At 51.9% G+C, this 22,617-nt stretch carries 17 protein-coding genes and 1 pseudogene; 3 read left to right on the top strand and 15 right to left on the bottom strand.

Annotation, left to right across the window (positions count from 1 at the left end; genetic code table 11):
* Positions 1 to 185: 185 nt before the first annotated feature.
* Genes dgoD through DFP98_RS13865 form a run of 3 tightly spaced genes read left to right on the top strand, consistent with a single transcriptional unit; the run spans position 186 to position 4,128 of the window.
* Complete coding sequence (dgoD, locus tag DFP98_RS13875; protein ID WP_116061195.1) at positions 186 to 1,346, top strand: galactonate dehydratase; 1,161 nt, start codon at positions 186 to 188, stop codon at positions 1,344 to 1,346.
* Between the two features lie 30 nt (positions 1,347 to 1,376).
* Positions 1,377 to 2,129, top strand: a complete 753-nt coding sequence (locus tag DFP98_RS13870; protein ID WP_116061194.1) for an SDR family NAD(P)-dependent oxidoreductase — start codon at positions 1,377 to 1,379, stop codon at positions 2,127 to 2,129.
* A gap of 19 nt (positions 2,130 to 2,148) precedes the next feature.
* Positions 2,149 to 4,128, top strand: coding sequence for a DUF6259 domain-containing protein (locus DFP98_RS13865; RefSeq protein ID WP_116061193.1), 1,980 nt, complete (start codon positions 2,149 to 2,151; stop codon positions 4,126 to 4,128).
* Positions 4,129 to 4,222: 94 nt separating this feature from the next.
* On the opposite strand, the pseudogene DFP98_RS39750 reads toward DFP98_RS13865, so the two are convergent.
* From DFP98_RS39750 to DFP98_RS13790, 15 genes and pseudogenes are all read right to left on the bottom strand, one after another.
* Positions 4,223 to 4,435 (bottom strand): annotated as a pseudogene (locus DFP98_RS39750) (hypothetical protein); the annotation flags it as partial.
* A gap of 57 nt (positions 4,436 to 4,492) precedes the next feature.
* Entirely contained in the window at positions 4,493 to 4,858 is a 366-nt protein-coding gene (locus tag DFP98_RS13855; RefSeq protein ID WP_116061191.1) for a GntR family transcriptional regulator, read from the bottom strand.
* The gene (locus DFP98_RS13850) at positions 4,855 to 5,511 is read right to left on the bottom strand and encodes an ABC-2 transporter permease (protein ID WP_116061190.1); all 657 of its coding nucleotides are present in this window, start codon (positions 5,509 to 5,511) and stop codon (positions 4,855 to 4,857) included. Before DFP98_RS13850 ends, DFP98_RS13855 begins: the two co-directional genes overlap by 4 nt.
* Positions 5,504 to 6,358, bottom strand: coding sequence for an ABC transporter ATP-binding protein (locus DFP98_RS13845; protein WP_116061189.1), 855 nt, complete (start codon positions 6,356 to 6,358; stop codon positions 5,504 to 5,506). The genes DFP98_RS13850 and DFP98_RS13845 overlap by 8 nt, the downstream gene beginning before the upstream one ends.
* Before the next feature lie 145 nt (positions 6,359 to 6,503).
* Positions 6,504 to 7,469 carry a class 1b ribonucleoside-diphosphate reductase subunit beta gene (gene nrdF / locus DFP98_RS13840; protein ID WP_181917681.1) on the bottom strand — a complete coding sequence of 322 codons (966 nt, stop codon included), beginning with the start codon at positions 7,467 to 7,469 and terminating at the stop codon, positions 6,504 to 6,506.
* A complete protein-coding gene (nrdE, locus tag DFP98_RS13835; protein ID WP_116061187.1) occupies positions 7,457 to 9,550 on the bottom strand; it encodes a class 1b ribonucleoside-diphosphate reductase subunit alpha in 2,094 nt (697 codons plus the stop codon). Before nrdE ends, nrdF begins: the two co-directional genes overlap by 13 nt.
* Positions 9,525 to 9,920: a class Ib ribonucleoside-diphosphate reductase assembly flavoprotein NrdI gene (gene nrdI, locus DFP98_RS13830; RefSeq protein WP_116061186.1), complete on the bottom strand. Its 396-nt coding sequence runs from the start codon at positions 9,918 to 9,920 to the stop codon at positions 9,525 to 9,527. The genes nrdE and nrdI overlap by 26 nt, the downstream gene beginning before the upstream one ends.
* Positions 9,917 to 10,141 (bottom strand): glutaredoxin family protein, encoded by a 225-nt coding sequence (locus DFP98_RS13825; protein ID WP_116061185.1) that lies wholly within the window; start codon positions 10,139 to 10,141, stop codon positions 9,917 to 9,919. The genes nrdI and DFP98_RS13825 overlap by 4 nt, the downstream gene beginning before the upstream one ends.
* 213 nt (positions 10,142 to 10,354) lie before the next feature.
* A complete protein-coding gene (locus DFP98_RS13820) occupies positions 10,355 to 11,002 on the bottom strand; it encodes a hypothetical protein (RefSeq protein ID WP_116061184.1) in 648 nt (215 codons plus the stop codon).
* 146 nt (positions 11,003 to 11,148) lie between these two features.
* Positions 11,149 to 11,739 (bottom strand): YdeI/OmpD-associated family protein, encoded by a 591-nt coding sequence (locus tag DFP98_RS13815; RefSeq protein WP_116061183.1) that lies wholly within the window; start codon positions 11,737 to 11,739, stop codon positions 11,149 to 11,151.
* 113 nt (positions 11,740 to 11,852) lie between these two features.
* Positions 11,853 to 13,679, bottom strand: a complete 1,827-nt coding sequence (locus DFP98_RS13810) for an APC family permease (RefSeq protein WP_116061182.1) — start codon at positions 13,677 to 13,679, stop codon at positions 11,853 to 11,855.
* A 444-nt stretch (positions 13,680 to 14,123) separates the two neighbouring features.
* Positions 14,124 to 18,227 (bottom strand): S-layer homology domain-containing protein, encoded by a 4,104-nt coding sequence (locus tag DFP98_RS13805; RefSeq protein ID WP_116061181.1) that lies wholly within the window; start codon positions 18,225 to 18,227, stop codon positions 14,124 to 14,126.
* 161 nt (positions 18,228 to 18,388) lie between these two features.
* Positions 18,389 to 19,531: a cysteine desulfurase family protein gene (locus tag DFP98_RS13800; RefSeq protein ID WP_246016523.1), complete on the bottom strand. Its 1,143-nt coding sequence runs from the start codon at positions 19,529 to 19,531 to the stop codon at positions 18,389 to 18,391.
* A gap of 49 nt (positions 19,532 to 19,580) precedes the next feature.
* A complete protein-coding gene (locus DFP98_RS13795) occupies positions 19,581 to 20,288 on the bottom strand; it encodes an FAD-dependent oxidoreductase (protein ID WP_116061179.1) in 708 nt (235 codons plus the stop codon).
* A 16-nt stretch (positions 20,289 to 20,304) separates the two neighbouring features.
* Positions 20,305 to 22,560: an ATP-binding cassette domain-containing protein gene (locus DFP98_RS13790; protein ID WP_116061178.1), complete on the bottom strand. Its 2,256-nt coding sequence runs from the start codon at positions 22,558 to 22,560 to the stop codon at positions 20,305 to 20,307.
* Between the last annotated feature and the right edge of the window lie 57 nt (positions 22,561 to 22,617).

The following is a 22,617-nucleotide window of genomic DNA, read 5'->3' as shown; positions in this document are numbered from 1 at the left end:
AACGCAAGCGGCGACGCCCCCATTATAGTCGCAGATTTGCGTTAAGGGAGGACGTATCTCTCATACATCTTTTCAGCGAAAAAACAGCCCGAAGCGGCGGCCATGATAGAAGAATTATCATACTACCCCGATTCCGGACAAGCCTTTAAGCTAATGAAGATACATGACGAAAAAGAGGTGCAGAGATGAAAATTACCGATATCCGCATTTTTGTCGTGGACGGCTATCGCACGAATTTTGTATTTGTCAAAGTATGCACGGATGAGGGGATCGACGGCATTGGCGAAGCGACGCTGGAATACAAGGAACAGGCCGTCGTTGGCGCCATCGAAGATTTGAAACGGTATTTGATCGGTCAGGACCCGTTCCGGATCGAGACGCACTACCATCGGATTTATCGCGATTCATACTGGCGCACCGGCCCTGTGCTGATGTCCGCGCTCAGCGCGGTTGAGATGGCGCTATGGGACATTAACGGCAAATCGCTCGGCGTGCCTGTACACCGTCTCTTCGGCGGCAAATACAACGACAAGGTCAAAGTCTACGCCAACGGCTGGTTTGCCGGAGCCAAGACGCCGGAGGAATTCGCCCGCAAGGCCGCAGAAGCGGTCGAACGAGGCTTCAGAGGCTTGAAATGGGATCCGTTCGGCAGCAGCTATATGGATATCGGCAATTGCGAGCTGGACGACGCCTTGGCCTGCATCGGGGCCGTCCGTGACGCCGTCGGCGGCGAGGTAGATTTGTTCATCGAAGGTCACGGCAGGTTTAACGTGCCGACCGCGATCCGCATCTCGAAGGAAATCGCCTGCTTTAAGCCGGTTTGGTTTGAAGAGCCTGTGCCGCCGGACAATCTCGACGCCATGCGTGAGGTAAGGAGCAAATCGCCTGTTGCGCTGGCCGGGGGAGAACGGCTATTCACGCGTTTTCCGTTTAAGGACGCGCTGGAACGAAGAGCGCTGGATTACGTTCAGCCAGATATCAGCCATGCCGGCGGGCTGTCCGAATGCCGTAAAATCGCCGCCTTGGCCGAGGCGCACTACGTGCCGTTCGCTCCGCACAATCCCAGCGGCCCGGTCGCCAATGCGGCTACGCTTCAGCTTGCGGCGTGCACGCCGAACTTCTTCTACCTGGAAATTATGGCGACCGACGTCCACTACCGCTCGGAGCTGACGGACGAAGCGCTTCGGTTTGAGGACGGGTATATGCTCATCCCCGACCGGCCCGGTCTGGGCATCGAGCTGAACGAAGAGGCCGCGGCCTCCTATCCTTACGCGCCGCACGATCTTCGCCATTACAGCGGCGAGTTGACCAACATCCGGCCCCCGCAATCGAAAGCATATTTCTGACGGGCGACAGCCCGGCAAGGAGGAATGAAGATGTTCGATTTAACCGGCAAGGTCGCGCTTGTAACCGGAGCGGCGCGCGGCATCGGCAGCGGAATTGCGATCGGACTGGCGCAAGCGGGAGCCGACATCGCAATCAACGATTTGTACGCCGACGGCGATGCCAAGGGACTGGCCGCGCAGATTCGCGGTCTTGGTCGCCGCGCGATTGTGCTTGCGGCCGACGTAAGCCGGGAAGCGCAGGTTCGGGCGATGTTCGAAGGGTTGGACGCCGCCTTCGGACGGCTGGACATTCTCGTCAACAACGCTGGACTGTCGCGTCCGGAGACAATTATGGAGACGTCGCTGGCCAGTTGGAACGAGCTGCTTGGCGTTAATCTGACCGGCTCCTTCCTATGCGCGAAGCTGGCGATGGAGCGGATGACGCGGCAGCGCTTCGGCCGCATCCTGCAGATCGCGTCGGTCGTCGCCCATCAAGGCGCGCTATACGGTCATGCGCACTATGCGGCCAGCAAGAGCGGTCAGCTCGGACTGACCAAGACGCTGGCGAGAACGGCCGCCGCATACGGGATTACGGTGAACGCCATCGCACCAGGCGTCATTGAGACGAAGCTGCTCCGGCGTACGCTGGGAGACGCGAGAATTCAAGCGCTGGGACAGGAAATCCCGCTTGGGCTGGGCAGGTTGGAGGATATCGCCGCCGCCGCGGTTTTCCTGGCCAGCGACGAAGCCCGTTATGTGACCGGCTTTACGCTGGACGTCAATGGCGGCCAATATTTGCGATAACGATGCGGAGGGACAGCATATGGATTATAGCTTGCAAGCGGGAGATTTAAGATTGACTTTAAGCGAGGATGCGCGTGCGGTTCGGTGGTCGGCTGCGGAAGCGCCGCTTCGGGAAGCCGCAGGCGCCGACTTCTGGCGTCTGCAGATGGATGACGGTGTAGCTCGCGATATTACCGTAAAATCCGGAAGCCAGATCGGAGGCCACGTCGTAACGGCCACAGACGGCGAAGGATGGGATGTCGTATATTCCGGTTTGAGAGACGAAACCGGCCGGCAATATGCCGTTGAGATGACGGTACACATTCGTGCAGCCTCCGGGCAACTGTTATTTTCCGCCACGATTGCCAACAATGACGCCGAGGCGCGCGTTAACGAGCTTAAACTCCCGTTCATCGATTTAAACTGCATCGGAGATACGATGCGCGAAAAGGATACGCTGTACCGCAGCTTCGGGAACGGCCAGCGCATCGTCGATCCCTGGAACGCGCTTGACCGAGCGCATTCGGAGTATATGTACAGCGACCATCACGAGATTTGGCTCGATATGACCTATCCGAGTCTGGCAAGCATGGCGTGGTTCGGCCTCGAGAGCGGCGGACGGTTTCTCTACGTCGGCCGGCACGACGAGATTTTCCGAACGTGTACGCTTGCGGCTGGCAAAGGCCCCCGCAACGGCGCCCCGCGCCTGCTGCTCGCCGTCTCCCACTTTCCTCTTCTCGCCCACGGAGACAAAGAGACGACGGCAGTATCGGTCGTGGCCTTTGAGAAAGGAGACTGGCGGACCGGTTCCGCGCTCTATCGGTCCTGGGCCGACTCATGGTATGCCGAGCCCCGGAAGCCGAAATGGGTGCGGGAGCTAAGCGGCTGGCAGCGCGTCATCATGAAGCACCAGTATGGCGAAGTGTTCTTCACCTACGCCGATCTGCCCCGCCTTTACGAGGAAGGTCGCCAAGTCGGCGTGGAGATGCTTTTCTTGTTCGGCTGGTGGAAGGGCTGCTTCGACAACGGTTATCCCGTCTACGAGCCCGATCCGGCGCTGGGCGGCGAGCAAGGGCTGAAGAAAGCGATCGCCGAGGTTCGGCGCCGCGGCGGCAAGGTCGCGCTCTACACGAACGGAGTGCTAATCGACGTCCAATCGGATTATTACCGTGAAATCGGCTACCGCATCTGCCGCAAGGACATCGACGGCAACGAATACCGCGAGCATTACCGCTTTGCCGGAGACGGCATGCTGCTGCGCAGCAATGGCTATAAAAGCTTTGTCTCCGCCTGCCAGTCCGCTCCGGAGTGGCGCGAGCAACTGCTGTCTGTCGGCCGCAGAAAGCTGGAATACGAAGCGGATTGCATCTTCTACGATCAGATCGGCGGACATTGGCCGCACCTCTGCTTCGACGATACGCATGCGCACGGCCGCCGCGGAGATCGCGAAAACCAATGGAAACGGGACAATCTGCGCGCCATTCGCGAATTATGCTCCGGCGATCAAGCCTTCGGCACCGAATTTGTCGTCGACTGCTACGCGCCATACTCTGATTTTCACCACAGCTGCCAGTATGCCAGCTTCAAAGACGAAGAATCGTACCCGGAGCTGTACCGTCAAACCTTCCCGGAGACGATTATGTCCAATCGCTTTATCCATGACGAGCGGACCGATTTCCGTCGTCAGCTTAATTACGCCTTCGTCTACGGATTCCGCTTCGACATCGGCATATATCGCTGCCGCGACACGATCGCCGCCGCACCGTTATATGCCGAGCACGTTTCCAGGCTTATCGCATTGCAGCAGCGCTATGGGAAATTCTTCTACAATGGGCGCTTCTCGCTGCAGACCGATCTGTCTCTTCCCGCAGGCATCGTCCATACGGAATACTTCCACGGAAACGAGCGGCTGCTCGTCTTCTGGAACGATTCCGCAAATGCGTTAACCTTCTCCCTGCAGCAGATCGGCATCGAGAACGTCAAACTAGCGGCCGGAGAGCTGGCTTTTCACCTGCTGTAATGCACCAAAACCCGCCTGTTCTCATCCCTAGGCGGGTTCTTGCTTCATTGGATAAGACTGTCGAGACAGGCGCTCGACAGTCTGGGAGTTCGGTCGCTTTCTTCAGGAGCAGCCCTTCGCGAACGGCCGGCTCATCGACTTGAATCATGCCGATGCCCGCGAACATATCGTCCCGCACGAACGACCAGTTCATAATCGTAATCGGTCCTGACAGCATGCCTTTTGCGGAGACTTCATGCAACGCGAAACCGTAAGACTGCACCCACCCGTTCCGGGTGATGTCAAAGCCCTCCAGCTTCTTGCCGAAACCTGAATGGGTAAACCCATTCTAAGGTGATTTCAGGAGCGTCTCGGTTGGACCCCTTTAATAAATCTTCTTCAATAGCTCAACAACCTCATCCAGGGTGAGGCCAAACGATTTGTAATAGGCAGCGTCGTTCTCCATTTGCTTTAAGATCATCTCATTGCGTATTTGCCGCGTCTCACCGGACGAGAATTCCGCCACAAAGCATCCTTTGCCCGTTATCGTATGAATCAGCCCGCATCTTTCCAGCTCTTCCCATGCTTTTTTAACGGTGATGACGCTAATACGAAGCTCTTGCGCCGCCTGTCGGATCGGCGGCAGACAATAGCCGCTCTCCAATTCGCCGTTCAATATTTGGGCGCTGATTTGTTCGAAAAGCTGTTGGTAGATCGGTTTTTCGGAGGTGTTCGAAATCGCTACATTCATTGCGCTTCCACTTTCTGAAAGCGCCGGACTCCAATTCGGTAAGCAACTATCGTAGAAGCAATGAAGATTAGCACTCCTGCAGTGAAAATGGAGGCGTGAAGCGCCGTATCGTTCATGCCGCTGCCCACGAAGATATCAGCTACATAGGAGTTTTGGATTCCGACCCATTGCGCGATTAAGGCAAATAACATTGCGACCGTAATGGATGCGATCGTCGCGTTACCGTACTTATAGGCTGTTTTATAATATATCGGTATAAAAGTAAGGTTGAAGAGCGCGAGCATAACGAAGCATATTCCCCAGAAGCCCATATTCGGCGCGAAAAAATAATAGATCATCTCCGGATACAGGCGAAGCGTAAATATCCCGAAGATCATCGCAATGACAAGATGCAATAATTCGAGAAGAACGATAACGGCTACTCTTGCTTTTACCATGTCCTTCTTAGTTACGGGCATCATGGTCGTAAAGATCAAGTCGTTCTGAACTTTAAGTCCGGCAAACATATTCGGAATCGTGAGCCAGCAAAAATACAGGGGGACTAGAAGATAGATCCAACCGGGAATCAGCATTAAGGCGCCTGTTAAAAGGGGCAGAAAGAAGAAAAAAGGACTTACTCCCAATTTCAAATCCTTCATGACTAGGTTATACATGCAGCTCCTCCTTTTTCGCGAAGTATATCATAATTTCCTCAAGATTTGGCGTAACGGCTTTAATTCCGGAAGTGGGAACGAAATCCCGGAAGTGAATCAACCCGGTGAAGCCGAACGAATTTACTTTGTAGGAAATCAGCCGCTCTTTCACCTGTTCCAGTTGGCTTTCGCTACCGTTTAATAGGCGATAAGACTCGACAAATTCATTCTTCTCGGCGCTGCCGACGATCTGGCCATTGGCGATAAACGTAATAAAATCCGCGCATTTCTCCAAATCGGACGTAATGTGGGTGGAAAAAAGAATGCTGATTTCTCCATCGGCGACAAGCTCTTGAAAAACATCCAACAGATCGTCTCTTGCGACCGGATCGAGTCCGCTGGTCGGCTCATCCAGAACGAGCAGCTTGGCGCCATGGGACAAGGCAAGGGCTAAGCCGTACTTTACTTTCATCCCCGTAGACAATTCGGCAACTTTCTTGTTCTCATCCAACTTGAATCTTCTCAGATAGCTTTTGTAGGTCCCATCGTCCCAATTCTTATAAAATTTCTTAATTACTTCGGTTAACGTTTTGATTTTGCTGCGGGTGTAGAAATCGATGCCGCCAAACGCGCACCCGATGTCTTGCTTCAATTCGAGTTCGTGCTCGGACATGCTCTTGCCCAATATGCTGACCTCGCCGCTATCGATATGAATCATGTTCAGAATCGATTTGATCGTGGTTGTTTTCCCCGCGCCATTGGCGCCGATAAAGCCCATAATATATCCCTTTTCCAGTTGGAACGATACATCTTTGAGCTGAAAGCCTTCATACTTCTTATTTATGCTTCTAATTTCTAATGCCAGCATAGCGTGCCTCCCCATCAAATTGTGCATGTTGTGTATGCACAATATATCACGAGCGGAGGGTAACGTCAATTGCATTCCAGTGCTGCCCGCACACAAAAAACGCCTTTCCCTGCAATAGGGAAAGACGTCTGCCGATCTTCTGCTCTTAAAAACGAAACGTATCGTCCGTAATCGGGGCCACCTTCGCCACCGCATAAGTAGAGCCTTTTTGCGAGAAGAAATCGTAGGTCGAGCCTTCGTTGCGAATACCGTTCATGACGATCGGATTGACTTCCTCGTCCGGGAACATCGTCTCGAAGCCGATGTTCATCAGCGCTTTGTTCGCATTGTAGCGAACATAGCTTTTCACGTCTGGACTTAGGCCGGTTTCGGCATACAAATCGTTCGTATAGTTCAACTCGTTATGGTACAGGTCCAACAAATACTCGTAAGCCCATACGGTCAGCTGTTCCTTCTGTTCGGCCGAAAATTGCTTAAACCGCTGCTGCGCAAAATAGCCGACTGCAACGCCGTGAATCGATTCGTCCCGCAAAATCAGCGAGATTACTTCGGCGCTGTTCCGAAGCGTGCCCTGCCCGCCCAAGTAAAGCGGAAAGAAGAAGCCCGAATAGAACAGAAACGATTCCAGCATGACGGAAGCGAACATCGCCTTCCACAAGGAGACCGGATCGCCCTCTTCAACCGCAAGATAGACGTCGCTGATCCGTCTGGCCTTGTACTGCAAATATTCGTTATGCTTCACCCATTCGAAGATCGCATCGATCTCGCTGTTGGTGCACAATGTGGTGAAAATGTACGAGTACGACTTCGCGTGAATGGCTTCAAACGAAGCAAACACCGTATAGAGCGCCTTCTCCTGCAGGTCCGGAGCGTGGCGGGCAATCTCGTTCATCCCGATATTGGTCTGAATCGTATCCAGCAGCGTGAGGCCGCCGAACACCTTCTTGTACGTATCCTGGTGCGCGAAATCCTGCCACTGCTTCACATCTTTGCTGACGGCGATTTCTTCGGGAAACCAGATTTGCTTCCACTGCTGATCCCAGAAGATCTTGGTCAGCTCCTGCTGGCTCTGGTTCCAGTTGACGGCTTCAAACACTTTTAGATCGAACACGATACACACTCCTCGATGGTCTGCAGACGCTGGCGCACATAGTACACCGTCTTGATTCCCTTCATCCAAGCATAGATGTACAGACGCGCCAATTGCTCGGTCGTCCATTGATCCGTCACGTACAACGTCATCGAAATTCCTTGATCGATATGGCGCTGCGCAGCCGCATACAAATCGACCATGCGGTATTGATCGATCTCGTAGGCTTCCTTGTAGAGCGAAATGTTATCGTCGTTCAAGAACGGCATCGGGTAGATGGTGCGGCTGTCGGCATAGTCCCGAATTTCGACCTTCTCCGTACAAGGCGCAATCGAAGCCGTACTGTTGCGAATATAGGAGATGCTTCCCGTAGGCGCGATGGCCAGACGGTACGCGTTAAACAGGCCGTGCGTCATGACCTGCTCCTTCAGCTCGGCCCACATCTCCGCCGTAATCTGCGGAACGCTGCCCAGCGCTGCGGCGACCTTCTCCGGCAGCTCCGCAACCGTTTTGACGACATAGGAATCAAAGTAGCTTCCATTGGCATAATCGCTTTGCTCAAAGCCGTAGAACGTCTCGTTTCTTTCTTTGGCGATCAACATCGAGGCGCGCAGCGAATAATAATTGAGCGCCTCCATGAACGTATCGATGAAGAGAACGGAATCCTTCGACCCGTATTCCAGCCCTTGCGAGATCAAATGTCCGTGCAGGTTCATCACTCCGAGACCAACGGAGTGCATGCTGCGGTTCGCTTTCGTGACGGACGGAACATTGCGAATATCGGTCATGTTCGACACATTCGTCAACAGCCGCATCGATGTTTGGATCAATTGCTCGAAGGACGCTTCCTTCGTCGCGTTATGAATGTCGATGGATCCCAGGTTGCACGATACGTCCATGCCGATTTCGTTCTCCGTCCCGTGATCGTGAATGATGCTCGTTTCCTGTACCTGCAAAATCTCCGTGCACAGGTTCGACATTTTCACGCGGCCGATATTGCGCAAAGCATGATTTTCGTTCACATGGTCGATGAACACTTCGAAAGGATAGCCCGATTCGAACTGCGCCTTCTTGATTTCCGTATATAGCCTGCGGGCGTTGATCCGCTTGATTTTCCGTATGTTAGGGTTGTCCAACAGCTCGTAGTACATCTCGGTGATGCTGATCTCGGACATGCGTTTGCCGTATTCCTTGTAAATATCGTACGGGCTGAACAGCACCATGTCCTTGTCGCGCTTCATCAGGTCGAAGAAGATGTCCGGCACGATAATTCCCGTCGACAGCGTCGCTAGCCGAATTTTGTCGTCGGCGTTGGGCTTCTTGGCCGAAATAAAGTTCTCGATGTCGGCATGGAAAACGTTCAGGTAAATCACACCGGAGCCGTTCCGCTGACCGAGCTGATTCGAGTAAGAGAAAGAGTTTTCCAGCAGCTTGGCTACCGGCATAACGCCGCTTGCGCGGTTGAGAATGCCCTTGATCGGATCGCCCAGCGGACGCAGGTCGGTGACGTTAACTCCGACTCCTCCGCCCAAGCGCGAAAGCTCCAGGCAGTAGCCGATATTTTGGGAAATGCTGTTCATCGAGTCGTCCATCGTCAGCTTAAAGCAGCTAACAAGCTCGCCGCGCGCCATCTTGCCGCTGTTCAAGGCGGTCGGCGTCGCCGGCTGATAGGACGACATCATCGCTTCCACCGCATGCTCGGCCAGTTGTTCGTCTCCCTGGGCCAAGTACAGCGCGATGATCACAATGCGATCCTCGTACTTCTCAAGAATTTCTTCGCCGTCCCGGCTCTTCATCGCGTAGCTCTCGTAAAACTTGCTGGCGCTCATGAACGAAGGGAAACGGAATTTGTATGCATACGCCTTCTCGTAGAGATGCTCGATGAATTCCATCCGGTATTGCTTCAGGAAGCCGGGCTCATAGTAGCCTTCATCGACGAGATAGCGGATTTTTTCTTCTGTATCGATAAAATAGCGCAATTTTACGTTTACGTGTTCCAGGAAGTAGCGACGCGTCGCTTCTTTGTCCTTCGCAAGGTCGAGCTTGCCCGTCCTGCTGTACTGATTAAGCACCTCGTTATTTAACTTCAAGTAAGACTTCATCGGACTTTCTCTCCTCCCGGAAACATTGCTCGTAATAACGGCGGATCGCCTCGTAGTCTTCGGCAAAGCCTCGCATGTCGACTTTGCGGACTAGCGGAACCTGCCACTGTCTCGCAAGGGCGTCGCCGGCCGCTCCGAATACGCGATGGCCGAAGTTGCTGTTGCCGCTCACGATTACTCCCTGGCAAAGCTTGCCGCACCGCTCCATAAATCGAGCCACCGACCGCGGCACATCGCCAAACCCGTCCGTGTAGGTGAACAGCAAAAAAGGCTTCGCCAGCTTGATGTCCTCGGCGATTTCGATTGCAGGCAATTGAAGCCGCGAAACGATATACCTCACGTTTCCTGTACGGCTTGCAAAAGCGATCATACGCTCAGGCTCTCGAGCTGCTTAACCATTTCATTCGTATCGAAAATGAACTCGCCGTCTACCTCCAATACCGGAACGCTCATCGCACCGGCCGCGACAAGCTTTTCGAACGCTTCCGTATCATGATCGACGTTAATGATCTCAACCTCTACTTCCGCGCGCTGCAGTTCAGATTTGATCCACATGCATTTCGGGCATACCGTTCTCGTATAAAGCTTCATTTTTCTCGTCTCCTTTGATATGTATATTGCAAAGAAAAAGAACACCCCCGTCTCCGTGGGTATTCTACCGAATAGCAGCTTCAATTCCGGCAACGACTCTATGAAATTGAATAAACCAATTGTAGCACACGCGCAACGACATTCCAAGATACAGTATGTATAGACACATTTATCTCTGAATTGAATCAACATCTAGATTTTTATGAGCGATATTTATTTTAGCAGGTTAACTATTCGCTCGTAATCGTATAGATTATGAGTTTTGAATTCTAATTTCTGAATGCGGCTTCCTTCTTTGAAACTATAAACAAAATAGTCTTTAATCCGCTCATAATCAGAAGAAAGATCGCTCTTGTTAATCACCTTAACGATCTGCGCTTCGGACTCGGATTGGAACGCGGACCTCTTTACGACTTGGACTTCGGAGGCGGTGATCCAAAGCTGGCCTTTGAAGCGTTCGCCATCGAGGACAAGGGTTAAATCCTTGATCTTCCCTTCCGACACTTCACTTGGCGGCTGAGCTTCAGAAGCGTTCGAAGTGGCGGCTGTTTTTTCGCGAGATGCAGCCGTTCCGTTAGTTCCAGTTATTTCGCTGCTGATTTCTCCTTCACGCTTCAAGGATTCCGCTGACGCAGACGGCGGTGCGGCACTTTTGTCCAGTAGCCTTTGCAAGAGATGGACGATTTCAGACAAGCCGATAAAGAAAAAGCCCGCGATAATCGCCGATAGCCACCAGTATAAAGCGACGATAAACCGAAATCCTCCGTCCCCCTCCTGCGCTGCAACGATTCCTGTAATAAAGCCGGCGGCAAATAAAAATACGCCAATTCCCAGAAGACACGTCGAGACCGTGTTTCTCATCTGGCGGACCTCGCTTTACGTTTTCTATGAAGCTATCGCTCCCACATGGGCAATATATATCCTATCATAGTCTCGAGCGACGCTCCATATAAAAAAACTCCGCGAAGGCGCGGAGTTCATTTTTGGCGAATTCCGTGAAAATGGGGCTAATCGTCCATCCCTTTGCCATCGAGAATGTGCGGCAAGTACTTTTCGATTCTGGATTCCCGAGTTTTGGACTGCTTGGCTCCCGAAAAATAAAGCAAGTACCCTCTTTGGCGTCCCGGCGTCAGCGCTTCGAAAGCGACTTTCAGATCGGGAATTTCAACGAATTTATTTTGTAATTCTTCGGGAATGGCATATTCCGTATTCTTTTTAAATTCGATCTGCAGCCCGGCCTTTTCGACCTCGATCGCTTCATCGATATACGTCTTAATAATAAGCTGCATCTCGTCGATCTGTTCCACGCTGGTAAAACGAAGCTGACGCGCCGCCTGCACGTTCTCCGTTTGTTGGATGAGGATCTTATGGGGATCCTTCAACAAGGCGCCCTTATGAAACAGCAGCGCGCAGTACTCTTTAAATCCGTGAATGAGCACGATATTATCATTCTTATAGGTGTAGCAAGGATGCATCCACTTGAAGTCTTCGGTCAGCTCGCAGTCTAGAACGATCTCTCTAAGCTTCTGGAATTCATCTTTCCACTGTTTAGCCTTGCTGAAGAAGGGATCAATTTTTGAGTTCTTTACGCCTTTCATAATCGAGATACCCCCTCTGTCTTTTCCTGTCCCTCCGAATGGACCGATCAATGGGACACCATTTGGTGACCATTAGATTATATGACACCTTTCGATTTCTTGTAAACCGCCTATTACTTTTTCAAGTGATAAGGAACGGTTGTCACAATTACATCTTTGCGGTGGAGCAAGTAGGTGCGGATCATTAAGCTCGTTTGGTTATGCAAAATATTGTGCCATCCCTTTTTCGGAATGAACTGGGGAATAATGACCGTAACCTGGTAGCCCGATTCGCCGGCTTTATGCTGTACAGCGTCGATAAATCGACTTAACGGCTGAATAATGCTTCTATAAGGAGAATGAAGGCTCACCAATCGAATGTCCGGCCTCCACTTTTTCCATTTTTCCGAGAACCGTACCTCCTCTTCCCTTTCAAACGGAACGTACACGGCAATAATTTGATCGGCTGCAAGCGATTGGGCGTAGTTAAGGGAATGTTCCACAACATGGGTAATTCCCGATACCGGCACGATAACCACGTTTCCTTTAATCGGAGGAACGGGCTCGCATGTGGCTAAACGCAGCTGATCCCCTACAGCTTCATAATGCTTTCTGATACGGTAGAAAAGAAGCAGAATTAACGGCAGAAACACCAGAACAGCCCAAACCTGAGCAAACTTCGTTAAAAAGAACATCATAGTGACGGTGAAGCTAATCAGCGCTCCGGTGGCATTAATGAGTAGTCTAGGGAACCAGCCCTTCGGCTTTTGCCGAATCCATTTCAGGATCATGCCAGTCTGGGACAGAGTAAAAGGGATAAACACGCCAACGGCGTATAACGGGATTAACTGTTCGGTTTGACCCCCGAATGCGACGATTAGGACGATCGACAGGACGCCAAGCATAATAATACCGTTGGAATACCCCAATCTGTCGCCTCTAACGGTGAACATTCTCGGAATAAACTTATCCTTGGCGAGATTAACCGCCAGCAGCGGGAAGGCCGAATACCCTGTATTCGCCGCAAGAATCAAAATCAGAGCGGTTGTTGCTTGAATAAAGAAGTACATGAAATGACGCCCGAAGGTCGTTTCGGCGATTTGGGAGACAACCGTAACCTGAGCATGCGGCGAAATTCCGTAGTAATAAGCTAGAAACACAATACCCGAGAATAAAAGTGCCAGCAAAACTCCCATGGACATCAATGTTTTGGCCGCATTATGCGGAGCGGGTTCCTTGAAGTTGGGAATCGCATTGGAAATCGCTTCGACCCCGGTCAGTGCCGAGCTTCCCGAAGCGAACGCCCGCAGGAGCAGAAACAGGCTGATCCCCGCCACCGGTGTGCCGATAGAGGCGTGCAGGTCGGTCGAGACCGCGCCTGTGGCAATGTTATAAAGCCCTACACCGATCAGGATGAAAAGAGCCAGTACAAACAAATATACCGGATAAGCCAATATGGAAGCGGACTCCGTTACGCCGCGCAAATTCAGAATGGTGATCAAAATGACGAACACAACGGCGATGACGACCTTATGCTCATGTAATGAGGGGAACGCTGAAGTAATGGCATCCGTACCTGCGGACACGCTTACCGCTACGGTTAAGATGTAATCCACTAACAGGGAACCGCCGGCGATCAATCCGGAGAAAATCCCTAAATTTTCTTTAGACACGACATAAGCGCCGCCGCCATGCGGATAGGCATGGATGATCTGACGATAAGACAGGATGAGGGCGGTTAATAAGATCAGCACGCCAATCCCAATTGGGATGGAGTACCAAAATGCGCTTGCGCCGACCGTGACGAGCACCAGCAAAATTTGTTCGGGACCATAAGCGACGGAAGACAAGGCATCCGAAGAGAGAATCGCCAACGCCTTTGTTTTCCTAAGCTTCTGTTCCCCTAATTCCTTGGATTTCAGCGGCCTTCCTAGCAGCCATCTTTTCACTTGAGATCCCATTTGCGCCACCGCCGATTGTTATTCTTATAAAATGCGCTGGTACTTCACTTTCAATTCGGCCGTGACGATCAGACTGCGGGAATTGATCCTTTTGCAGTATATTCCTTGCTTATTAGGCAATCAAACGCCGTTTTGAGGCAAAGTAAGCGGGTGTTGTGCATTTTCGGACATTTGGCGTGATGGAGTAAGGCTCGCGCATTTATTATTCTGCATTTATCTCTTGGTGACACAGCAAATGAAAGTATAACGCAGGGATACAGACCTTGAGATGAATAAAATCTGTTGTATACGCTTACTAAGGGAAATTTGAATAAAAAAAGAGCTCGCTTTTCACTTAGGAAAAGCGGACTCTTCGATAATGCACTTGCCCCAGAATCGTCTGATCGGCACCGGGGGTGGATGACAGCTTTATGTTTTTCTCATCGGCCGCCTGTCATTCGATGCTTACTTCCCCATCGCCTCCAGTAATTTTAATAAAACAGTTACCGCCTCAGCCCTCGTCGCCTTAGCCGCCGGAGCAAACTCGCCGTTCGGGCTGCCTTTCATAATCTCTTTCGCTTGAATAGAGACTATTGCTCCTTTCGCCCATTCAGGGATGGCTAAGTCATCCTTGAATTCGGTTGCGAGCCCCTTTTCCGATGACAGACCTAGAACCTTGGCGACCATGATCGCCATCTCCGCTCGGGTGATCGCCGAGTTCGGACGGAACGTTCCGTCCCGATAGCCGTTAATGTATCCCGCTTCTACGGCAAGCGCTACGGCGTTTTTCGCCCAACGGCCAATCTTGGATGCATCGGTGAACGGCAATTCGCCTCCCTGGTTCGTTCGCTTCAATGCGTTCATCAGCATCAATGCGAACTCTGCGCGGGTGACGATCCGATTCGGTTTGAACGAGCCGTCCGAATATCCCGCGATAATCCCTTCTCTTACGGCTTGTAAAATACTCGATTCCGCCCAGTGGCCGGCAATATCTGTTAACTTCACCAAAGGCTCTTTGTTTGTCTCCTGATCAACAGGGCTTTCGGTGGCGAAAACGGCGAATTTGGCCAATGAACGCACCTTGACAGAAACTTTATCTCCGCTTACTTGGCCGTTCGGTACCTCCATCCATCTCTTTTTAGCCTCATCGTATAAAAATATAGCGGGCGTCTGTCCAGCCGGAAGCTTGGCAGAGTTGAACTTGATTGTAATCGTAACGGGATTTTTGAATTCATCCTTAAAGTTCTTAAGGACCTCGAATACTGAGCTTAGCAGCACATCGGGGTCCGAAAGCAGCTTTTGCGGGTCCGTTTCCCTATTGATCGTGATAATCACTTCTTTGTCGGAAGCGTCAACCGGAACAGTGACGGTGATCTCCCCAAACAAGCTCAATTCTCCGGATTTGCCTGGCTGAAGAATCAACTTGTTGCTCGGTGGAGTATAGCTTCCTCCCCCGTTCCCTCCTGCGGTTGGGTTAGACGGAGCTGACTTTACGGTGACGGTATAGGTCATCCGGGTTGTTCCGTCTTGAGCAGTGACGATAACTTTGTAGCCGGACGCTAACGAAGTCGCCACAGTCACTCCATCTGCTTCGTACACCTCAAATGTTGCATTGGTCGCCGGAGTGATCGCAGCCTTAAACGCCGATAGCGTCGTGCCATATGGCACATCCTTAACCGTCTCGGCTGCTGAGCCGTTTATGCTCACTGTTCCGATTGTTGAAGTCAGCGTCGCATCGCTGCTCGGCGGAGCTGGATCGACCGTAACGGTATACGTCACTTGAGTGGTGCCATCCTCAGCTGTAACGATTACCTTATAGTTGAATGCCAGCGAAGTCGCCACGGTCAGACCGTCCGCTTCATAAACTTCAAACGATGCATTGGCAGCCGGAGTGATCGCAAGTTTGAACGCAGACAATGTTGTGCCGTACGGTACAGCCGTAATTGTCTCGCTTACCGTTCCATTTGTGCTCACTGTCCCGATTGTTGAAGTCAGCGTCGCATCGCTGCTCGGCGGAGCTGGATCGACCGTAACGGTATACGTCACTTGAGTGGTGCCATCCTCGGCAGTGACGATTACCTTATAGTTGGATGCCAGTACAGTCGCCACTGTCACTCCATCTGCTTCGTACACCTCAAATGTTGCATTGGCAGCCGGAGTAATTGCAGCCTTAAACGCCGATAGCGTCGTGCCATATGGCACATCCGTAATCGTCTCGGCTGCTGAGCCGTTTGTGCTCACTGTTCCGATCGAGGAGGTTAGCGTCGCATCGCTGCTTGGCGGAGCCGGGTCCACCGTAATGGTATATGTCACTTGAGTGATGCCATCCTCGGCAGTGACGATTACCTTATAGTTGGATGCCAGTACAGTCGCCACTGTCACTCCATCTGCTTCGTACACCTCAAATGTTGCATTGGCAGCCGGAGTGATCGCAGCCTTAAACGCCGATAGCGTCGTGCCATATGGCACATCCGTAATTGTCTCGCTTGCCGTTCCATTTGTGCTCACTGTCCCGATCGAGGAGATTAGCGTCGCATCGCTGCTGAGTGTCACTGCGATCCACTGGGCATACAGCGATGTATTTTTTCTTACCTTATAAGAATCGCCCGGACTGTAACCCACGCCGCTTCCGTCCGCTTTCTCGTTCCAACCGGCAAAGGTATGACCCGTCTTGACGAGATCCATTGCCCCGGGCAAGCTGACCTCTGTTACAGGTACGTAGGATTGGCTAGCGGGAGCCGTCCCGGTTGTGCTATCGTTATCCTCATACTGCAAAGTGACAAGGCTGGATTTGAGATACGGATAGCCCCCGTTCATTACAGGATCAATTCCCCAAGTTGCTGCGAAATCCCACGCATTAACAGCATCCGCTTCATATGAGCTTTGACTTTGCATCTGGGCAGTAATAAGGCCAGCCCCGCCTTCCGATATGCTCAGTCCGCTCTTCTCAGTATCGTAAAAGCTATTGACAATGGTCGCTGAGCTTCCGCTTCCCACGAAACCGCCCGTGTTTGTACTCCCCGTAACTTCGCCATAAGAATAACTCGTCCAAATCTCCGCCGAGTCACTCCCCCCGGCTAACCCGCCAACAACATCGTTTCCGCTCACCTTACCGGCCGCGTAGCTGTCCACAATTTTCCCCCAGGAATTATCGCCGACCAGACCGCCGATGTTCATGTTGTCGATACCGCCGCCCTCAACGTCGCCAATGGCGAAGCTTCGAACGATCTCTCCCCCCAAATCGCTTGGATTATTGCCGACTAGACCTCCAACGATATAGTTTCCTCTCACCGTCCCTGAAGCGTAACTGTCTTGAATCGTTCCGTAGGTGTTATCCCCTACAAGCCCGCCTGCGTAGTAACCGGTTTCTCCCGAATTCCGATTCACGTCGCCCGAAGCGAAGCTATTGCTGATCGTGCCGTTCATATTGACTCCAACCAGACCGCCCACATTAAAACCGTTCGTTCCCCCATCCACGTTTCCCAAGGCGTAGCTGTGGCTTATCTCCCCGAAGCTCCAGTAAGAGTTTACACCGGCTAGTCCTCCGACATTATTGCTATCCTCTAGCCCGCTGACCTCTCCTAACGCATAACTGAACAAAATTTTGCTATCATTGCTGTATCCGATCAGTCCGCCGATGGAGGTGCAGTTAGCATCGCCGCTCACGTTACCGGCAGCATGGTTGTAGCTCGTTGTCACTTTGATCTGAGTGCCAATTAATCCGCCGACATCCATATTTCCGCTGACGTCTCCGGTAGCGTAACTATAGCTAATGTCGCCTTCCTCGATTCTGCCGATCAATCCTCCAACCTCATCCGTACCGTACACTTTCCCCGAAGCATAGCTGCGCTGGATTTGCCCTTCCTCGGCATAGCCGATCAACCCGCCCACATTTCGATCTCCGCTAATCTCTCCCGTCGCGCAGCTGTCGTTCATCTCCCCCATGAATTCGCCGATAAGGCCGCCTACCTTTTTTTCCCCGGTAATCTTTACCGCTGCGCAGCTATTGGAAATCGTTCCGTCGTAGCTATAACCGACCAGGCCGCCGAGCAAGTCGACTCCTGTAATCTCGCCCGATACAGAAACATTGTCGATCGTTCCCTGATAGTTATCGCCTACAAGCCCGCCCACGAGACTGTCTCCGACAATGGATACGTCAGTCAGCTTAAGGTTGCCGATCCAGCCTCCGGTCGATAATGCCCCGAATAGTCCTAGGCTGTCCCCGTTATGATTCGTAAGCCTGCTGATGGTATGGCCGTCTCCATCGAAATGGCCGTAAAACGGGGTAACGCTGTCCCCGATAGAATTCCATCCTGCAGCCGCATATCCGCCTAAATCAATGTCGGAGATGAGCTTAAAATAAGTCCCCGTATCCAGATATGAACCCCGTACCTTATCCAACTGGTCGGCCGTTTCGATCAGATACGGATCGACTTGGGCTCCGGTTCCTCCCGCAAAATCGCCTCCGGCTGCATAAGCTTTGCCTTCTCCGAAGCTGTTTCCGAATACTGTGAACAGCAGCGCCAGCGTCAACAGCCAGATTTTCGCTTTTCTTGTCGTTTCCAACATCTCGCTTACTCCCCTCGAAATTCTGTTTCCTATCTTAGGGACAGTATAATGAAAGCGAATAAAAGAATAATAAAAGAATGTCGAATAAATCGACAAAAGCCGCAAAGCACAAGGCTTCGCGGCTTCCTCCAACACTTCTATTTTCTCGGGGCGGCGCCTATTCAAAGTCGCTGGCGGAACAATGCAATTACGCTCTCGATTTCTTCCTTCGTCGTATAGCGGCCTAAACTAAACCGAATGGCTCCCAACCCTTCATATTCGCTTAGCCCCATTGCCCTCAGCACAGGAGAAAGAGTCGCGCTTCCGGAATGGCAAGCCGATCCGGTGGAAGCGGCGATCTCTGGAAATTGTCTTAAAATGTCTTGACCGTTCCGGCCTAGAAAACTCGCGTTTAACGTATTGGGCAGACTGTGTTCGGGATCGCCGTTAAAGCGAATCTTCTCTCCGAAAACATCTCGTAAGCCTTCTCTTAAAATTTCTTTAAGTACGCGAACCTCCGAGGAAAACGCCTGTTCCGCAGCCAGCTCGGCAGCTTTGCCCAGTCCAACCAAATAGGGCACATTTTCCGTTCCCGCACGTCTACCGGATTCATGCCCTGCTCCATGCATGAAGGGTTCGATTTTCGTTCCTGTCCGAATGTACAGCGCTCCGACGCCTTTGGGCGCATACAGCTTGTGGCCGGCAATAGATAATAGATCGACTCCCAGCTCCTCCACATTCACGCGAATTTTGCCAAAGGACTGCGCAGCATCGGTATGCAGAGGAATGCCGTAACGTCTGGCGATATCGGAGATTTTTTTAATCGGTTGAATCGTGCCGACTTCGCTATTGGCATGCATGACGGATATTAGGATCGTATCTTCTCGGATGGCCTGTTCTATTGCTTCGGGCGATACCCTGCCCACTTTGTCGACCTGAACGTAAGTGACCTCCGCTCCAACCGTATGAAGAAAAGCGCAAGGGTTCAGAATCGCCGGATGCTCTATGGCAGTCGTGACGATATGACGGCCTCGATGCGGGGACGCATAGAAAACCCCTTTTAGAGCGTGGTTGTTGGCTTCCGTTCCCCCGCTCGTAAATACAATTTCGTCAGATGAGGCTCCCAAAGAGGCGGCTACCCGGGATCTTGCCAGCTCGATTGCCGGTTTGAGCGATTCCGAGGCCCAATGCGATGAAGAAGGATTGCCGTAGAATTGCTGCAAATAGGGCAGCATTTCTTCAAACGCTTCAGCGGCTAAGGGTGTACTGGCATTGTAGTCCAAATATAATCGTTTTACTGATGTATCGCATGATACTCCCGCCACTCCTATTTCCTCCTCCATCCGATATGCGGTAGCGCGAATATTAATCCAATTAATATCCGAAAAAGGAATCCTTCATAATGTTCTGTTTGGAAACCTCATTATTCTTCAAATAAGTCGTAGTGGAATCTACAAATGACTTGGATCCGGCAATCAAATATTTACCGTTGTTCTTGTGCAAGCCGATAAACTTATTCGTCTCCTGAGTCAAGTCGTCTCTTGAATCCAGATAAGTTACGCTTATCGAAGCGTTGTTCGCTGCCCGGTCAAGCTCATCTTTAAATACATACGATTTGCCGCTGTCTATATAGAGCAGATGAATTTGGTTCCCGCCTTTATTCCCTTCCGCCTCTATTTGTTTGAGGATCGACCGAAAAGGCGTAATTCCGATACCGCCGGCAATGAGGAGCGAAGGGCTGTTATCCCGGAGAGAAAAAGCCCCTAAGGGCCCGCTCATTTTAACTTTCATTCCCGGAGTCAATTCCAGCAAAGCTTGCTTGAATTCGCTTGGATTGTCACGGATGACCGTTGTTATTCTGACGACATCCTCAACGGGAGCAGATGCCAGACTGAATGGTCGCGTAGCCTTCTTAACGTTCTTGTGGGTAATGCTGAACAAGCCGTACTGCCCCGGGTTCCAGGTCAAATCTTTCCCTTTTTCAAACAGAAACGAATACACCTCGTCCGTTTCCTTCCGGCTTTCAATAAATACTAATTCTCTCTTTTTTAGCACGGCTATAAAATCCGCGAAAAAGCCCATTCCCGTCTTCTCCCTTCTATTTCAAATATTTTCCTGTAATCGACTGCTCTGCATGGACGATCTGCAAAGGCGTACCCTCGAATACGACTTCTCCTCCCTTGCTGCCGCCGTCCGGTCCCATATCGATGATCCAATCCGCTTGGCTGATCACTTCGAGGTTGTGCTCGATTACGATCACTGTATTGCCGGCATCTACCAAGCTGTTCATGATCCCCATGAGTTGGCCGATATCGGACATGTGCAAGCCGGTTGTCGGCTCGTCCATCACGTAGATACTGCCCTTCTTATGCAGCTCGCTGGCCAATTTAATCCGCTGGCATTCTCCGCCCGAAAGCGTGCTAAGCGGCTGACCCAATGTAATATAGTTCAGACCCACGTCGCTCATTGCCTGAAGCTTGCGCACGACTTCTTTTTGCTGGAAAAATTGCAATGCTTGCTCGACGGTCATCTCCAGCACGTCTGCGATCGACTTCTCGTTCAGCTTGTACGCAAGCACCTCTTCCTTGAAGCGTCTGCCTCCGCAAACTTCGCACGGCAGGTCCACGCTGTCCAGGAAAGAAAGATCGATAGACACGACGCCCTGGCCTTGGCAGTTCTCGCAGGCTCCCTTGGAGTTAAAGCTGAACAAGCCCTGATTGACCTTGTTCGCGGATGCGAATGCTTTGCGCACATCGTCCATTATGCCCGTGTAGGTCGCGGGATTCGAACGCGTGGACACGCCTACCGCCGATTGGTCGATAACGATCGCGTCGGGATGCTGGCTGAGGAATACGTCGTTTATTAACGTGCTCTTGCCGGAGCCTGCCACACCCGTAACGACCGTCAGCACCCCGGTTGGAATATCTACGCTTACGTTCCGCAAGTTGTGCAGCGCGGCGTTCTTGATCGAAAGCTGGCCGCTTGGCTGCCTGTTCTCTTGCTTCAGATGGAGCGGCCGCTTCATATGAGTACCGGTTAACGTAGCCGCCTCCAGCAAGCCCTGGAAGCTGCCTTCGTATACGATGTTGCCGCCGCGGCTGCCGGCATGAGGGCCTACGTCGACGATATGATCCGCCACCTTGATCACATCGGGATCGTGCTCGACGACAATGACGGTATTGCCCTTGTCGCGCAGCTTCTGAAGCAATTCGTTTAGCCGGTGTACATCGCGGGGGTGTAAGCCGACGCTAGGCTCATCGAAAATATAAGTGACGTCCACCAAGCTGCCGCTCAGATGCTTCACCATCTTGACCCGCTGCGACTCTCCGCCGGACAACGTATCCGTCTCGCGATTCAGCGTTAAGTAGTCAAGTCCGATATCCACCAGATGCTGCAACCGATCCGTCAGCGATTTGACGATGGGCGCAGCGACCGGATCGTCGATCTCTCGGGCGACTCGAATCAGCTGACCGACCTCCATGGCGGACAGCTCCGCGATGTTAAATCCGTTGATTCTGCAGCTAAGCGTAGCCGGGCTGAGCCTTGCCCCGCGGCATCCAGGACAAGGTCCCTCGGAAATGTACGGTGCAACGTTTTTTTGCGTGCGCTCCGATTTCGCCTTCAAGTCCTGTTTGATATATTTGTTAGTGAACTTCTCAAGGACGCCTTCTACCGTAATATTCATAGCCTTGCCAGCGAAATCCATCTGGACTTTCCTGGCCTTGGCGTACAGCAGCTGTTCCAGCTCTTCCTCCGAGTAATCGCTAAGCTTCTTATCGAAATCGAAATTTCCCGACTGCACGATCATGTTCCATTCCCAGCCGCCTATCGAATAGTCGGGCAGCATAAGAGCTCCTTCATTAAGCGATTTCGACATGTCCACTGCCTTGCTCATGTCGACGCCCAACTTGCGGCCGATCCCGTTGCATTCCGGACACATGCCTTGCGGATCGTTGAACGAGAACATATTGACATGACCGACATAAGGCTGGCCCACTCGAGAGAATAGCAGACGCAAAATGGGAGAGATATCGGTAATCGTCCCCATGGTGGAATGCGAACCGCCCCCTAGACGCTTCTGATCGACGATAACGGCCATGCTCAGATTCTCGATCGCATCCGTATCCGGCTGCGGAACGCGGGGCAGGAAAGTTCGCACGAACATGCTGAAGTTCTCGTTCAGCAATCGTGTGGATTCTGCGGCGATCGTATCGAAGACGATCGAAGATTTGCCGGATCCGGATACCCCGGTGAAGATCGTGATCTTCCGCTTGGGAATCCGCAAAGAAACGTTCTTCAGATTGTTTTCCCTGGCTCCGGATATGACGATATACTCCTGATTAATTTCGCTCATGTACAACACCCTTCCATTACTGTTGGATTGTCCGAACCGAGATGAACCGGCTGCTTA

The sequence above is a fragment of the Cohnella phaseoli genome (genome assembly GCF_003386235.1).
Taxonomy (GTDB): Bacteria; Bacillota; Bacilli; order Paenibacillales; family Paenibacillaceae; genus Cohnella; species Cohnella phaseoli.
This window is presented reverse-complemented; position numbering and strand designations above follow the sequence as displayed.